Below are 15152 nucleotides of genomic sequence, written 5' to 3'. Positions count from 1 at the left end.
GACTGCTTATTAAAAGTAGGATAGGGGCTGCCTATCCTGCATAGCATAGCTTTAATCTAAACGGGTCTCTGTTCGGGAATTCGATTTATCCCTGATTCGGCTTGCCTGTCAACGCCAGGAAGTTTCCGAGCAGCTTCATGCCCAGTTCACCGCTCTTCTCCGGGTGAAACTGCATGCCGAAGTTGCTTCCTCTTCCTACAATGGCTGTCACCGGGTGTCCGTAATCCGTTACTGCCAGCAGATCGCTCTCCACTTCGGTACGTGCATGATAGGAATGAACAAAATAAACATGTCCGGCTTCAAGCCCTTCAAAGAGAGGATTTTCCGGATGAAGGAACTCCAGTCGATTCCAGCCCATATGAGGTACCTTCAGTTCTCCTGCTGCAAAACGCACCACTTTACCTGGCAGGATATCCAATCCGGTGTGCTCCCCATGCTCCTCACTGGAGCTGAATAGCAGCTGCATGCCCAGACAGATCCCAAGCAGTGGTTTAGTTCCAGCTGCCGCTTCTTTCACAACAGCGTCCAATCCACTCTCCCGCAAGTGCTCCATGGCATCACCAAATGCACCAACGCCAGGAAGGATAACCCCGTCTGCCTGTAAAATTGTTTCCCTGTCACCTGTCACCAGCGCTTCATAGCCAAGACGTTCGACCGCTTTGCCGACGCTGTGCAGGTTCCCCATACCGTAATCGACAATTGCAATCGCCATCGTCTACAGCACTCCCTTCGTGGAAGGCACGCCCGTTACACGTGGATCGATCATCGTTGCTTCATCCAGTGCACGTCCCAATGCCTTAAATATTGCCTCAATCATGTGATGTGTGTTCTGGCCGTAGTGAACAATGACGTGCAGGGTAATCCGCGCTTCCAGCGCCAGTTTCCACAGAAATTCATGCACCAATTCTGTCGAGAAGCTGCCCACTTGCTGGGATGGGTACTCCGCACGATACTCGAAGTGAGGTCTGTTGCTTACATCAATGACAACCTGAGCAAGTGCCTCATCCATAGGTACAAATACACTCGCATAACGCTTGATGCCCCGCTTGTCTCCGAGCGCCTCGCGAAGGGTCTGTCCCAGACAGATTCCGATATCCTCAACGGTGTGGTGATCATCAATATCAATGTCGCCACGCGCCTGTACATTTAGATCGAATTGTCCGTGCTTCGTGAACAGATCGAGCATATGGTTAAGGAAAGGAACGTCCGTCTCAATCGTCGATTGCCCTGTACCATCTACGGCAAATGCCAATTGAATATTGGTTTCATTCGTCTTGCGGTCAACCTCTGCCTGGCGCACAGCGCCTTTAGTTTCAAGTTCTACTCCGTTATTTTGCTTATCCATTGTCCGATTCCGCCTTCCCTTCCTGTTCTAACCGTACAGCGATTGCACGGGCGTGCCCTTCAAGCCCTTCATGGCGGGCCAGTTCTATGATAGCCGCTCCGTTTTGAAGCAGCGCTTCCTTGCTGTAGTATATCAAACTTGATTTCTTAATAAAGTCATCCACATCTACCGGAGAACTGAACCGTGCAGTTCCATTTGTCGGAATGATATGATTCGGTCCGGCAAAATAATCTCCTACCGGCTCCGAGCTGTACGGACCAAGAAAGATCGCACCGGCATTTTCGATCCGGCCGGCATAAGCCATCGGCTCCTGCACCAGAATCTCCAGATGCTCTGGTGCAAGCCGGTTCACCACGTCGATTCCTTCATTCATGGAATCGACCACAATAATCGCGCCATACTGCTCCACCGAAGCAGCGGCGATAGCCTTCCGCGGCAGCGCCTCAAGCTGGCGCTGCACTTCGGCCTGCACGGCTTCCGCCAGCACGGCCGAGGTCGTGACGAGAATGGCCGATGCCATCTCGTCATGTTCCGCCTGCGACAGCAAGTCTGCGGCGACAAACACCGGGTTCGCCGTTTCATCGGCGAGCACCACAATCTCACTCGGCCCGGCGATACTGTCGATATCGACCGCGCCGTAGACCTCACGCTTCGCGAGCGCCACGTAGATATTACCCGGTCCACAGATCTTGTCGACCGGGGCAATGGTCTCCGTGCCGTAAGCCAGGGCGGCGATGGCCTGCGCGCCGCCAACCCGGTACATCTCGTTCACGCCTGCTTCCGCGGCAGCTACGAGAATGTACGGGTCAATTCCCTCGCCACCGTTGGTTGCCGGCGGCGTCACCATAACAATCTCCGGCACGCCGGCAACCTGTGCCGGAATGACATTCATCAGCACCGACGAAGGATATGCTGCTTTGCCGCCAGGCACATATACCCCGACCCGCTTCAGCGGCCGGATGACCTGGCCCAGCAGACTGCCGTCCGGCTGCCAATCCATCCACGAATTACGTTTCTGTTTCACGTGAAACGCTCGAATGTTGGCAGCGGCTTGCCGAATCGCTGTCACGAAGGAAGGTTCTACAGCAGCGTAGGCCGCTTGGAGCTCTTCCTGCGGCACGCGTAGTCCCGCAGCAGTCAGTTTCGTGCGGTCCAACTCCTCCGTATAGCGAAGTAGTGCCGCATCCCCTTCCCGGCGGATATCACTGACAATGCGCCGGACTGTTTCATTTTGCTCAGGTGTACCGTAATCCACTTCACGCTTCAGATCAAATTCCCGTACAGGTACAATTTTCATGCGTTCTACCTCCCTGGCCCTGTCTTCCCTGTCAGCCATAAGTGTTCATCCATTCCTCTAATCTTTCTTGCCCGATCATTTATCCCTGAAGGCTTCCTGCCGAAAATTCATTAGGCGTAGGAATGACCTGCTGCAATGCATCGCACAATGCCTGAATCCGTCCATTTTTCATCCGATAACTCACCCGGTTCGCGATAAGGCGACTCGTGATATCCAGAATGCCTGTCATCTCAACCAATCCATTCTCACGCAGTGTCTGTCCCGTCTCCACCAGATCCACAATCCGGTCAGCCAGCCCGATCAGAGGTGCAAGTTCAATGGAGCCGTTCAACTTGATAACTTCCACCTGCTGACCCTGTTCGCGGAAATATTGAGAGGCAATTCTCGGATATTTCGTTGCCACACGCTGCTGGATACCTGGTGTCCAATCCGGCAGACCGATCACCGACATGCGGCACTGTGCAATCCCCAGATTCAACAGTTCGTAGACATCCCGATTTTCCTCAAGCAGTACGTCCTTACCGACAATTCCGATATCCGCTACACCGTATTCAACATACGTTGGCACATCTACAGGCTTCGCCATGATGAACTCCATTCCTGCTTCGGGTACTTCAATGACCAATTTGCGTGTATCGTCCACATCGACTGGAATATCGAGGCCCGCTTCACGGAAGAGCTTCGAAGCTTTTTTATAGATTCGGCCCTTGGGCATAGCTACCTTCAAAATATCCGACATCTCAGCGTCCTCCTTGTTCAGCTTGATAGGTGATAACCTGATCGTAGACGTCCCTTGCCGAACGTACTGAGCTACCACCGGATGTTACATCCACTTCTGCTGCTGGTTCTGTTACTTGATGATCCGATAAAAGGCTAGTCACCACGTTTTGTCCGGCGCTCCGTAAACGGGCCGCTTCCGCCAGTGCTTCAGCTCGGCGTGCCTTGTCATACTGGATAAGCACAGGTTTGTTCTCTTCCATCGTAATGCCGTGCACTCCATCGATGATCCGGTTCGTTTTCAGCGCAAATCCTGTTGCAGGAAGCGAGCGGCCAAACTGCTGCAGCAGATTGTCATATCGTCCCCCACTGCACACCGGTGATCCTAGCTCTGCCGCATACCCTTCGAAGGTCATACCTGTATAGTAGGAGAAGTCTCCGATCATGGTCAGGTCAATCAGTACATGTTCTGATACACCGTAGGCTTCCAGCACTTCAAACACAGCACACAGATGAGCAATCGATTGCGCTGCTTCAGCACTGGAGCTAAGTTCTGCTGCATGTGCACATACTTCTTTCCCGCCACGCAACCGCAGAATGGCTTCCAATTGTTCTTTCGGTTTGGGTTCCAGGTTAAGTTCCTCGATCGACTGACGATATCCAACATAGTCGCGTCCGAGCAACCCTTCTTTGAGTGCAGCCTGTTGTGCCGTCTGCCCTGGAATGACTTCCTCCAGTAGCCCGTTTAGAAAACCCATATGACCCATCGCTATTTTAAAAGAAGACACCCCTGCTGCCTGCAGCGAGGCAATCGCGAGCGCAACGACTTCAGCATCTGCCTCTGGTGAGTCATCTCCAACCAGTTCTACACCTGTCTGGAAGAATTCCGCCTCGCGTCCGGCTTCTTCTTCAATTGAACGAAACACATTCGCATGATAGGACAGACGCAGCGGGAGCAATTCATCTTTTAATAGAGAAGATACTACTCGCGCAATGGGTGCTGTCAGATCCGATCTCAGTACAAGTGTAGTTCCCCGGCTATTCAGCAGTTTGAACAACTTTCGATCCGAGGTCGAACTCGCCACTCCTACCGTATCGTAATATTCAATCGTTGGCGTTATAATCTGGCGGTAACCCCAGCGTTCCATGCATTCCAGTACGTTCCGTTCAATCGTTCTCAGCTTGTTTACCACAAGCGGTGTATAGTCACGAAAACCTGTCGGTTTTTCGAAGCCTTTTGGTTTGGACATTGGTATCATTCACCCCGAGTCAGTAGTTTGGTTTATGGGCTTTAGCTTTATCTTAAATAGGATTTATGTATCGTAAATCCCGATTCCATCTTCTATTACCCTATATTAAGGGACTGTGTTCAGATGCTGCCGGGCAGCCTTCTTGATGCATTCTTGATCTGTTCTTGATTGATGATAAGTTCTTACTACTCCATAATGCTTTCGTATGGTAAAGTGCTAATAAACTAAAGGATATGGGATATGATAACATGAATGACTCCTCATCGTCAACAATACAGTCCTCTAGCTTACCCGCTCTGCCTTAACATTTATTTCTGTTGAAACAAGTCCTCTAAGCAACATCTGTATACGAAAAAAGCTGCCATCAGCAGCTTAACTCATCAGAAGCACAATTACCGTGTGCCTCTGTATATCATTTAATTTTGGACGACTCCTCATAACTTACATGGGGTGTCCACTGCTATGCCCTTTGATACCCTACCCTAATGGACACGCTCATCTATCTTCACGAGAAGCTCCACTTCACTGGTATCCACATTGCGCGATAATTCACGAAGTGGATTCCCACCGACAAAAGCTCCTGGGGCTACATCCTTATGAACGACCGCTCCTGCAGCGACCACTGCTCCATCCCCGATGGTTACCCCCGGGAGAATTGTTGTGTTGGCACCGATCAGCACATTTTCGCCGATAATAACTTCTCCCAATCTGTACTCTTTAATGAGGTACTCATGCGCGAGAATCGTCGTGTTATAGCCGATGACTGAGTTTTCACCGATTGTGATCTTTTCGGGGAAGAACACATCCACCATAACCATCAGTCCAAATGCCGTATGTTTGCCCACCTTCATACCGAGCATGTGGCGATAGATCCAGTTCTTCACCGGAAGAATAGGACAGTATCGAGACAACTGAATCCATATAAAGTTGCGAACACCCTTCCACGGACTTACCGTCTTGTAGATATGCCAGAGTGCATTGTGGCCCTCTACCGGATAGCGGGTGACTTTCCTCATGAACGTCCCGTTTCAATACGGGTCAGCGCAAGTAAATCCTTCATGTTATGCAATATGTAATCCGGGCCATATTCACTCAGCGCTGCCTCCCCCTTAAGAGACCAGGCAACGCCTGCCGCAAGTGCACCTGCATTTTTGGCGGATTGGATATCGACCGGGCTATCCCCAACCATCAGCGTTGTAGCCGGGTTTGCACCCAACTCCTCCATCGCTTTAAGCACAGGTTCAGCATGAGGTTTCGGATGGGTTACATCGGTCACCGTTACAATGGATTTCATATATTTCATCAGGTCAAAACGTTCCAGCACTTTAAGTGTAGATGGGCGAATCTTGGTTGTCACTACTCCCATCACAATACCCGCTTGGTGCAGTGCCTCAACAACCTCATTCACATGCGGAAAAGGTCTTACCATTGCTTCATGATGGATATCATTATAAGCACGATACCCTTTAACGTACTCAGCTACTTCCTCCTGTCCTGAGAAGGTACGCATCTGCTGCTCCAGGGTGCCCCCCATATGCGGGATAATCTGCTCACGCGTCCATGGAGCAGAATGTTCCCATCCTTCCATGACATGTTGGAACGAGCTGATAATCAGCTCATTTGTATCAATAATGGTTCCGTCGAGATCAAATAGTACCGTTTCAATCATGCTGCATTACTCCTTTTTATCCTCAGCTTGCTTCGGCTCCTCTTTAGCGGGGCTTGGGCTTGCTTTACTCTCTTTGCTGGCAACCGGGCCTGCTTGCGGCATATCATCCGTTGGTTCAGATGAGACCTTGGAAGATACAATCGGATCGCTATAACGTGCATCAGCTTTTCCAGTTACTCTTCTCACTACAATAAATATGATAGCTGCAATAATGATGCCAATGGCGAGCAATTGTGAAATTCTTACGTTACCGTAGGCTGAATCCAGGTAACCCTGTTCGAAGCCCAGTGCAGTCATTGGAGACCATAGACCGTTGACGAGCGATGCAAGCCATTGAGGCGCCTGGAAGCCCAGACTATCTGTACGCAGAGCTTCAATGAAGAAACGACCGATGGAGTACCAGATAAAGTAGGACATGAACAACTCACCAGCACGCAAAAACTTCTGACGGCGAAGAACCAGCAACAAGACCAAGCCAACAAGGCTCCATAACGACTCATACAAAAATGCAGGATGGTGGAATACACCTTCCACATTCATCTGATTGACGATAAAGTCTGGCAAATGCAGCTTGTCCCGTAAAAAGGACTCCTCCACAGGTCCACCGTAGGCTTCCTGGTTTACAAAGTTCCCCCAGCGTCCAATCATCTGACCAACAATGAGTCCAGGTGCGCAAATGTCAGCCATGCGCCAAAAATTGTACCCTTTGCGTCGGAAGAAAATAACGGCACAAATGATTGCACCAATCAGCGCACCATATATGGCGATACCACCATTCCATATCTTAAAGACATCCCAGAAATTATCCTTATAATCATCCCATCGAAAAGCTACGTAGTATATACGTGCTCCGATAATGGCTGAAGGTACACCCAGCAGGACCATATCCATAAATACTTCCTGTGGTATGTTGTACCGCTTGCCCTCCCGGATAACCAGTAGCAGTCCTACGAGTGCTGCCGTACCGAGAATAAGTCCATACCAATGAACCTTTAACGCTCCAATGGAGAACGCAATGGGGTTCAACAGTAATAATGTATCCATTCATTCACACTCCTATAAATTCACTCATCTGTATGCATGACCAAATGGGACCTGCTCCAAATTCCGTAAGAAGTAGAGCAGGCCACTCTTGGTCCTTATTTTAAATACGTATAACTCATGTTCCTACATTTCTAAAAAATATTTCTACTATCCTAATCCATGTCTTCCATGTCTTCCGAAATCGTTGCTGTTAGCTTGTTCGTAAATTGCAGTGCAGCGTTAAGTCCCATTTGCTTGAGACGATAGTTCATCGCCGCTACTTCAATAATGACAGCCAAGTTTCGTCCCGGACGAACAGGAATGGTTACCAGCGGTACATCCGTATCGATGATTCGTGTTGTTTCCTCATCCAGACCGAGGCGATCATATTGTTTGTCCTGCTGCCAAGCCTCAAGACGCACTACCAGGGTAATTCGTTTATTGTTACGAACAGCTCCTGCACCAAACAATGTCATTACGTTGATGATCCCGACTCCACGAATCTCAAGCAGGTGACGGATAAGCTCTGGTGCGGTTCCGTGCAGCTGGAAGTCTGATGTTTGACGGATTTCAACGGCATCATCGGCAATCAGGCGGTGTCCACGCTTCACTAATTCAAGTGCCGTTTCACTCTTACCAATACCACTGCTGCCAGTAATCAGCATCCCAACACCGTTCACATCACATAGTACGCCATGAATGGTTGCCGTTGGCGCAAGCTTACGCTCCAGGAATCCGGTAATACGGCTGGACAGAATCGTCGTTGCCATGTTGCTGCGAAGCACAGCCAGATTCTGCTCCTCGCTGATCTCGATAAGTTCCTGTGGTACTTCCAGTCCACGAGTCACCAAGATACACGGTGTTTCCTCCGTGCATAGACGCTGCATCCGGTCACGACGCTCTGCTTCAGGTAACATTGCAAAAAAGGCCAGCTCTGTTCTCCCAAGCAGCTGTACCCGTTCTTGTGGATGGTATTCAAAATAACCGGCCATTTCGAGGCCAGGACGGTTTAAGTCATCTACAGTAATTACTCTCTTCAAACCTTGAGATCCGGAAACGACCTCAAGCTGGAACTGCTGTACCAATTCAGATACTTTCACTTTTTTCGCCATTTGTCTCTTCCTTTCAGCATTCGCTGCCTCTCTATGTACATCAGCATTTTTGCGTCTTTTCCATTCCATTATTAGCGCATTCATTTTGTTTGTTTCAGGTTACAGACTTTACGAAACAAAACCAGCCTTCAAATAATCTTAAATGAATTCAGTGTTGAATGCAATCGCGGACCACAGCCGCCCATTAATCAAAAAAGCCCCTTCCAGCAACAACGGAAGGGGCTCTGAATACAATGTATGATTGCGTTAACTGATGTTCCATCGGATCCGAGGAATCCCAGTATGATTAGTCTTGAAGGAGAACGTTCACTTCAGTCTCTTTGTCAAAGATATGAACCTTGTTCATGTCAATTGCCATTTTAACTGTGGAACCATCACGAGTATTGGAACGTCCATCTACACGTGCGATAGTCGTATCGTTACCCACACCGCTCAAGTAGAGGAGCATTTCGTGACCCAGGTTCTCTGTTACGTCTACGTGTGTAGAGAATACAGAGTTCGGGGATGCTTCCAGGAATACTGGCTCTTCGTGGATGTCTTCTGGACGAACACCCAGAATAACTTCCTTGCCAATGTATCCTCTTGATTTCAGCACTTGTGCTTTACCTTGCGGGATTTCAACGTCCACGCCTGGAGCTACGAAGTGCAGGTTAGCACCTTGCTCAGCCAGTTTACCCGAGATGAAGTTCATTGTCGGGGAACCGATGAAACCTGCTACGAACAGGTTAGCCGGGTGGTTGTACAGCTCTTCAGGAGAAGCTGCTTGTTGAATGATACCATCTTTCATAACGACGATCCGATCACCCATGGTCATGGCTTCGATCTGGTCATGCGTTACGTAGATAACTGTTGTTTCCAAACGTTTAGCAAGCTTTGTGATTTCCGCACGCATCTGACCACGAAGTTTCGCATCCAAGTTGGAAAGAGGCTCATCCATCAAGAAGACTTGTGGATCACGGACAATCGCACGTCCCAGAGCGACACGCTGACGTTGACCACCGGACAATGCCTTAGGTTTACGCTCAAGCAAATGCTCGATATCCAGGATTTTAGCTGCTTCACGAACACGTTTGTCGATCTCGTCTTTCTTCACTTTACGCAGTTTCAAACCAAACGCCATGTTTTGATATACGCTCATATGCGGATACAAGGCATAGGATTGGAATACCATCGCGATATCGCGGTCTTTAGGAGCAACATCATTAACGACACGGTCACCGATATAGAGTTTACCTTCAGAAATTTCCTCAAGGCCTGCGATCATACGCAGTGTTGTTGATTTACCACAACCGGACGGTCCAACCAGTACCAAGAATTCTTTATCTTTGATGTCCAGGTTAATATCAACTACTGTTGCTTTATCAGAACCCGGGTATTTTTTGAAAATATGCTCTAAACGTACACCAGCCATGATTGTTGCCTCCTCAGAGATCATTTTGTAATCGAATACATTTTGTAGTTTTATATTAACCCATCCATGTGATGTTTGACTATTCGCAAACTGCACAAAAATATCAGAGCTTTTTCGTCACTTTGTACATAAGGAGCAAAAGCCGCACCAGAACAGCACTTTCAAAGCTTCTTACATCGTAACCAATCTCCTGTTTGATCTTATCCAGACGGTATATAAGCGTATTGCGGTGGATGAAAAGGCGCTTTGCTGTCTCACTGACATTGCAGTCCAGACTAAAATAGGTCTCCAGTGTTGCAAGTGTCTCACTATCCTCAAAGATCACCGTATCCTTACCTGTCTCCTTGATAAAACGAAGACGCTGCTGTTCAGGAATACTCGCCACCAATCGCTCAAGATGCAGTTCCCATGGTAAGTGAATATGCTGAGCCACGTGAAATGCTCTTCCCAAATGAATGCTCTCTTGAAGCAGACCTGTAATTGCCGATAACTCATGTACTGGAATACACGGCATGGACGCAGATAAATGAAATACTCCTGCCCATTCACTCGCCACCAATTCATATAGCCCTAAACAAAAAGCATTAAGTAAATCCTTTTTTGCTTCGAGAGTATCCTCTTCCGCTTCACCTGTTACAATCTGCTCATCGCTCAGAAAGAGCCAGTCCTGCTCTCCCAGAGGAATCAGCATAATGTCCTCACCAAAATAACTCCCCAGCAACTTGTTCAATTCCTTTGAACGAATACGATGGGCGTCTGGTGTCTCGCATTGCAGTAGAAACGGGATCTTTTCAGAATGCATCTCATCCCGAAATGAAAAGCGCTCCGGAATGGATTCCTGCCCCGCCGGGTGCTCTATCTTCTGCCGAAGCCATTTCCCCAGTTCAGCAAGTTCCTGTTCCCGATTATTCTCATATATTACTGGCAGCTCTTCAGCTATTCTGTCTGAACTGTTGGTAATCAGCAATTCAATTAAGCGCCTTGTTTCCGTGGTTATGGAGCTAGCAGAACAACCCCAACATACTAAAGTTCTTTCATTTTCATTAAACTTAACTTTGAAGTAGATACGTTCCTCTGTATTTAAACTCTTTACACTCGCTATCGCGTCAGAAGCAAACTCCTGTTTAGGTTGCCCTTCCTCGGGAGTTTCCATCTCAGGCAAACCGCTTTGATTCTGTTCCCAACCAATTAACTGCATTGCAGACTGATTCCATTCTTCTACGGTAATCTCGTATTCATCCAAGCTAGTGCCAATAATGGATTCAATCTGTTGTTTAAGACCAAGTATGAGCTTCATATAATGAACGCCACCACTTTGCTTTTTTCTATTATTTTATCATATCTTACAATACATCGCCTTCCATGCCTTGGATCTGTAATCAGCTGTTTAATTTTCAAATATACAAAAAGAGCGATTAATCAAATTAATGATTAATCGCTCTTTTTAACAAGATGAGTCATGAAGGGCTCGAACCTTCGACACCCTGATTAAAAGTCAGGTGCTCTACCAACTGAGCTAATGACTCATAAAACTGGTGGAGGATGATGGATTCGAACCACCGAACCCGTACGGGAGCAGATTTACAGTCTGATGCGTTTGGCCACTTCGCTAATCCTCCAGGATTAAAAGGTGGCTCGGGACGGAATCGAACCGCCGACACGAGGATTTTCAGTCCTCTGCTCTACCGACTGAGCTACCGAGCCATATTTAATTTTTTAGATTAATGGCGGAACCGACGGGATTCGAACCCGCGATCTCCTGCGTGACAGGCAGGCATGTTAGGCCAACTACACCACGGTTCCAGGCATTAATGGTGCCGGCGAGAGGACTTGAACCCCCAACCTACTGATTACAAGTCAGTTGCTCTACCAGTTGAGCTACACCGGCGTATATGGTGGAGGCTGAGGGGCTCGAACCCCCGACCCTCTGCTTGTAAGGCAGATGCTCTCCCAGCTGAGCTAAGCCTCCTGGGTAATATGGTAGCGGCGGAGGGGATCGAACCCCCGACCTCACGGGTATGAACCGTACGCTCTAGCCAGCTGAGCTACACCGCCATATTAATAAACGCTGATTGCTTGTCCATCTTAGAATAAAAATGGCGGAGAGAGAGGGATTCGAACCCTCGCACCGCTTACGCAGTCTAACCCCTTAGCAGAGGGTCCCCTTATAGCCACTTGGGTATCTCTCCAAACAGTCAATCAAACAATATAACAAGGATTGCTCCCTGAAAACTAGATCCGAAACGAAACGTGCGATTAAAACCTGCAATTTGGATAAGCCCTCGACCGATTAGTACTGGTCAGCTCCATGCATTACTGCACTTCCACCCCCAGCCTATCTACCTCGTCGTCTTCAAGGGGTCTTACATACTGGGAAATCTCATCTTGAGGGGGGCTTCACGCTTAGATGCTTTCAGCGCTTATCCCGTCCGTACATAGCTACCCAGCGGTGCTCCTGGCGGAACAACTGGTACACCAGCGGTACGTCCATCCCGGTCCTCTCGTACTAAGGACAGCTCCTCTCAAATTTCCTACGCCCACGACAGATAGGGACCGAACTGTCTCACGACGTTCTGAACCCAGCTCGCGTACCGCTTTAATGGGCGAACAGCCCAACCCTTGGGACCTACTTCAGCCCCAGGATGCGATGAGCCGACATCGAGGTGCCAAACCTCCCCGTCGATGTGGACTCTTGGGGGAGATAAGCCTGTTATCCCCAGGGTAGCTTTTATCCGTTGAGCGATGGCCCTTCCATGCGGTACCACCGGATCACTAAGCCCGACTTTCGTCCCTGCTCGACTTGTAGGTCTCGCAGTCAAGCTCCCTTATGCCTTTGCACTCTTCGAATGATTTCCAACCATTCTGAGGGAACCTTTGGGCGCCTCCGTTACTCTTTAGGAGGCGACCGCCCCAGTCAAACTGCCCACCTGACACTGTCCCCGTACCCGCTAAGGGCACCAGGTTAGAACCTAGATACGATCAGGGTGGTATCCCAACGGTGCCTCCACACAAGCTGGCGCTCATGCTTCAAAGGCTCCCACCTATCCTGTACAGATCGTACCCAAATTCAATATCAAGCTGCAGTAAAGCTCCATGGGGTCTTTCCGTCTTGTCGCGGGTAACCTGCATCTTCACAGGTATTAAAATTTCACCGGATCTCTCGTTGAGACAGCGCCCAAGTCGTTACGCCATTCGTGCGGGTCAGAATTTACCTGACAAGGAATTTCGCTACCTTAGGACCGTTATAGTTACGGCCGCCGTTTACTGGGGCTTCGGTTCACAGCTTCGGGATTACTCCCTAACCGCTCCCCTTAACCTTCCAGCACCGGGCAGGCGTCAGCCCGTATACTTCGCCTTACGGCTTCGCACAGACCTGTGTTTTTGCTAAACAGTCGCTTGGGCCTTTTCACTGCGGCCCCCTCGTGCTATTCACACTACCGGGGCACCCCTTCTCCCGAAGTTACGGGGTCATTTTGCCGAGTTCCTTAACGAGAGTTCTTCCGCGCGCCTTAGAATTCTCTTCTCGCCTACCTGTGTCGGTTTGCGGTACGGGCACCTTCATCTGGCTAGAGGCTTTTCTTGGCAGTGTGAGATCATGACCTTCGCTACTGTAATTTTCACTCCCCATCACAGCTCAGCCTGTCGATGTGCGGATTTGCCTACACATCAGCCTCACTGCTTGGACAGACATCCATCAGTCTGCGTCACTACCCTACTGCGTCCCCCCATCGCTCGTAACGATTTACGGTGGTACAGGAATTTCGACCTGTTGTCCTTCGACTACGCCTTTCGGCCTCGCCTTAGGTCCCGACTTACCCTGAGCGGACGAGCCTTCCTCAGGAACCCTTAGGCTTTCGGCGGATCAGATTCTCACTGATCTTTTCGTTACTCATACCGGCATTCTCACTTGTATAATGTCCAGCGCTCCTTACGGTACACCTTCAACCCTTATACAACGCTCCCCTACCCCTGATGCAAAGCATCAAGCCATAGCTTCGGTGGTGTGTTTAGCCCCGTTACATTTTCGGCGCAGAGTCACTCGACCAGTGAGCTATTACGCACTCTTTCAATGGTGGCTGCTTCTAAGCCAACATCCTGGTTGTCTGTGCAACTCCACATCCTTTCCCACTTAACACACACTTGGGGACCTTAGCTGATGGTCTGGGCTGTTTCCCTTTTGACAATGGATCTTAGCACTCACTGTCTGACTCCCGGAAGTAAGTCTATGGCATTCGGAGTTTGACTGAGCTTGGTAACCCTTGCGGGCCCCGCACCCAATCAGTGCTCTACCTCCACGACTCTGTTTTCCGAGGCTAGCCCTAAAGCTATTTCGGGGAGAACCAGCTATCTCCGAGTTCGATTGGAATTTCTCCGCTACCCCCACCTCATCCCCGCACTTTTCAACGTGCGTGGGTTCGGGCCTCCAGTGCGTGTTACCGCACCTTCACCCTGGACAGGGGTAGATCACCCGGTTTCGGGTCTACGTCCACGTACTAACTCGCCCTATTCAGACTCGCTTTCGCTGCGGCTCCGGCTCTTCACCTTAACCTTGCACGGGAACGTAACTCGCCGGTTCATTCTACAAAAGGCACGCCATCACCCCTAAAACGGGCTCTGACTTCTTGTAAGCACACGGTTTCAGGTTCTATTTCACTCCCCTTCCGGGGTGCTTTTCACCTTTCCCTCACGGTACTGCTTCACTATCGGTCGCTAGGAAGTATTTAGCCTTGGCAGATGGTCCTGCCGGATTCATACGGGGTTTCACGTGCCCCGCACTACTCGGGATCCGTCTCGGAGAGAGCAGACTTTCAATTACAGGGCTTTTACCTTCTTTGGCGGGCCTTTCCAGACCTCTTCGTTTAACCGGCTCCTTTGTAACTCCATGTGAGACGTCCCACAACCCCAGAGAGCAAGCTCTCTGGTTTGGGCTGTTCCGCGTTCGCTCGCCGCTACTGACGGAATCACTATTGTTTTCTCTTCCTCAAGGTACTTAGATGTTTCAGTTCCCCTGGTATGCCTCTACATAACCTATGTATTCAGTTATGAGTAACTGGATATTACCCCAGCTGGGTTTCCCCATTCGGACATCCCCGGATCAAAGCTTGCTTACAGCTCCCCGAGGCAGTATCGTTGTTCGCCACGTCCTTCATCGGCTCCTAGCGCCTAGGCATCCTCCGTGTGCTCTTAGTAGCTTAACCAATTCGCTCGTGTTCGAGCTGTCTCTTCCCTTGGTTTGCTTGCGCAAATCCAAAAGTCGTTCCATTCGATCACTCACTCATACAGTATCACTAATATTTGAAACTTGTTTTAACACAAGTTCAGCTAAAA

General features: G+C 49.4%; 11 protein-coding genes, 8 tRNA genes and 1 rRNA gene. All 20 read right to left on the bottom strand.

Features of this window, described 5'->3' with window-relative positions:
• Positions 1-85 precede the first annotated feature (85 nt).
• The 20 genes from hisH to MHB82_RS00685 all read right to left on the bottom strand — a co-directional run bounded on the left by hisH (position 86) and on the right by MHB82_RS00685 (position 15022).
• Entirely contained in the window at positions 86-712 is a 627-nt protein-coding gene (gene hisH, locus MHB82_RS00780) for an imidazole glycerol phosphate synthase subunit HisH (RefSeq protein WP_095362055.1), read from the bottom strand.
• Between the two features lie 3 nt (positions 713-715).
• A complete protein-coding gene (hisB, locus tag MHB82_RS00775; RefSeq protein WP_110821845.1) occupies positions 716-1345 on the bottom strand; it encodes an imidazoleglycerol-phosphate dehydratase HisB in 630 nt (209 codons plus the stop codon).
• Entirely contained in the window at positions 1338-2642 is a 1305-nt protein-coding gene (gene hisD / locus MHB82_RS00770; protein WP_341173573.1) for a histidinol dehydrogenase, read from the bottom strand. The genes hisB and hisD overlap by 8 nt, the downstream gene beginning before the upstream one ends.
• Before the next feature lie 79 nt (positions 2643-2721).
• Positions 2722-3381, bottom strand: a complete 660-nt coding sequence (hisG, locus tag MHB82_RS00765; RefSeq protein WP_095362058.1) for an ATP phosphoribosyltransferase — start codon at positions 3379-3381, stop codon at positions 2722-2724.
• 1 nt (position 3382) lies between these two features.
• Positions 3383-4609 carry an ATP phosphoribosyltransferase regulatory subunit gene (locus MHB82_RS00760; RefSeq protein ID WP_341173572.1) on the bottom strand — a complete coding sequence of 409 codons (1227 nt, stop codon included), beginning with the start codon at positions 4607-4609 and terminating at the stop codon, positions 3383-3385.
• A gap of 482 nt (positions 4610-5091) precedes the next feature.
• Positions 5092-5625 (bottom strand): acyltransferase, encoded by a 534-nt coding sequence (locus MHB82_RS00755; RefSeq protein ID WP_341173571.1) that lies wholly within the window; start codon positions 5623-5625, stop codon positions 5092-5094.
• A complete protein-coding gene (gene ppaX, locus MHB82_RS00750) occupies positions 5622-6278 on the bottom strand; it encodes a pyrophosphatase PpaX (RefSeq protein WP_341173570.1) in 657 nt (218 codons plus the stop codon). The genes MHB82_RS00755 and ppaX overlap by 4 nt, the downstream gene beginning before the upstream one ends.
• 6 nt (positions 6279-6284) lie before the next feature.
• The gene (gene lgt / locus MHB82_RS00745; protein ID WP_341173569.1) at positions 6285-7322 is read right to left on the bottom strand and encodes a prolipoprotein diacylglyceryl transferase; all 1038 of its coding nucleotides are present in this window, start codon (positions 7320-7322) and stop codon (positions 6285-6287) included.
• Positions 7323-7474: 152 nt separating this feature from the next.
• The gene (gene hprK, locus MHB82_RS00740) at positions 7475-8413 is read right to left on the bottom strand and encodes an HPr(Ser) kinase/phosphatase (protein WP_095292959.1); all 939 of its coding nucleotides are present in this window, start codon (positions 8411-8413) and stop codon (positions 7475-7477) included.
• Between the two features lie 286 nt (positions 8414-8699).
• Entirely contained in the window at positions 8700-9824 is a 1125-nt protein-coding gene (locus MHB82_RS00735; protein ID WP_095292957.1) for an ABC transporter ATP-binding protein, read from the bottom strand.
• Positions 9825-9927: 103 nt separating this feature from the next.
• A complete protein-coding gene (locus MHB82_RS00730; protein WP_341173568.1) occupies positions 9928-11121 on the bottom strand; it encodes a PucR family transcriptional regulator in 1194 nt (397 codons plus the stop codon).
• 156 nt (positions 11122-11277) lie between these two features.
• A tRNA-Lys gene (locus MHB82_RS00725) sits at positions 11278-11350 on the bottom strand.
• Positions 11351-11357: 7 nt separating this feature from the next.
• Positions 11358-11443: transfer RNA gene (locus MHB82_RS00720), tRNA-Tyr, on the bottom strand.
• A gap of 12 nt (positions 11444-11455) precedes the next feature.
• A tRNA-Phe gene (locus MHB82_RS00715) sits at positions 11456-11528 on the bottom strand.
• A gap of 21 nt (positions 11529-11549) precedes the next feature.
• Positions 11550-11627: transfer RNA gene (locus MHB82_RS00710), tRNA-Asp, on the bottom strand.
• Between the two features lie 9 nt (positions 11628-11636).
• Positions 11637-11712, bottom strand: a tRNA-Thr gene (locus tag MHB82_RS00705).
• A gap of 5 nt (positions 11713-11717) precedes the next feature.
• A tRNA-Val gene (locus MHB82_RS00700) sits at positions 11718-11793 on the bottom strand.
• 9 nt (positions 11794-11802) lie between these two features.
• Positions 11803-11879 (bottom strand) — tRNA-Met (locus MHB82_RS00695).
• A 42-nt stretch (positions 11880-11921) separates the two neighbouring features.
• Positions 11922-12013 (bottom strand) — tRNA-Ser (locus MHB82_RS00690).
• Between the two features lie 81 nt (positions 12014-12094).
• Positions 12095-15022: ribosomal RNA gene (locus tag MHB82_RS00685) — 23S ribosomal RNA — on the bottom strand.
• Positions 15023-15152: the final 130 nt, after the last annotated feature.

This window comes from Paenibacillus sp. FSL K6-2862 (assembly GCF_038005125.1).
In the GTDB taxonomy this organism is placed as follows: domain Bacteria; phylum Bacillota; class Bacilli; order Paenibacillales; family Paenibacillaceae; genus Paenibacillus; species Paenibacillus illinoisensis_A.
This window is presented reverse-complemented; position numbering and strand designations above follow the sequence as displayed.

Excerpts from the sequence above, each read along its gene's own strand:
- hisH (WP_095362055.1), bottom strand. The coding sequence starts at position 712 with ATGGCGATTGCAATTGTCGATTACGGTATGGGGAACCTGCACAGCGTC.
- hisB (WP_110821845.1), bottom strand. The coding sequence starts at position 1,345 with ATGGATAAGCAAAATAACGGAGTAGAACTTGAAACTAAAGGCGCTGTG.
- hisD (WP_341173573.1), bottom strand. The coding sequence starts at position 2,642 with ATGAAAATTGTACCTGTACGGGAATTTGATCTGAAGCGTGAAGTGGAT.
- hisG (WP_095362058.1), bottom strand. The coding sequence starts at position 3,381 with ATGTCGGATATTTTGAAGGTAGCTATGCCCAAGGGCCGAATCTATAAA.
- MHB82_RS00760 (WP_341173572.1), bottom strand. The coding sequence starts at position 4,609 with ATGTCCAAACCAAAAGGCTTCGAAAAACCGACAGGTTTTCGTGACTAT.
- MHB82_RS00755 (WP_341173571.1), bottom strand. The coding sequence starts at position 5,625 with ATGAGGAAAGTCACCCGCTATCCGGTAGAGGGCCACAATGCACTCTGG.
- ppaX (WP_341173570.1), bottom strand. The coding sequence starts at position 6,278 with ATGATTGAAACGGTACTATTTGATCTCGACGGAACCATTATTGATACA.
- lgt (WP_341173569.1), bottom strand. The coding sequence starts at position 7,322 with ATGGATACATTATTACTGTTGAACCCCATTGCGTTCTCCATTGGAGCG.
- hprK (WP_095292959.1), bottom strand. The coding sequence starts at position 8,413 with ATGGCGAAAAAAGTGAAAGTATCTGAATTGGTACAGCAGTTCCAGCTT.
- MHB82_RS00735 (WP_095292957.1), bottom strand. The coding sequence starts at position 9,824 with ATGGCTGGTGTACGTTTAGAGCATATTTTCAAAAAATACCCGGGTTCT.
- MHB82_RS00730 (WP_341173568.1), bottom strand. The coding sequence starts at position 11,121 with ATGAAGCTCATACTTGGTCTTAAACAACAGATTGAATCCATTATTGGC.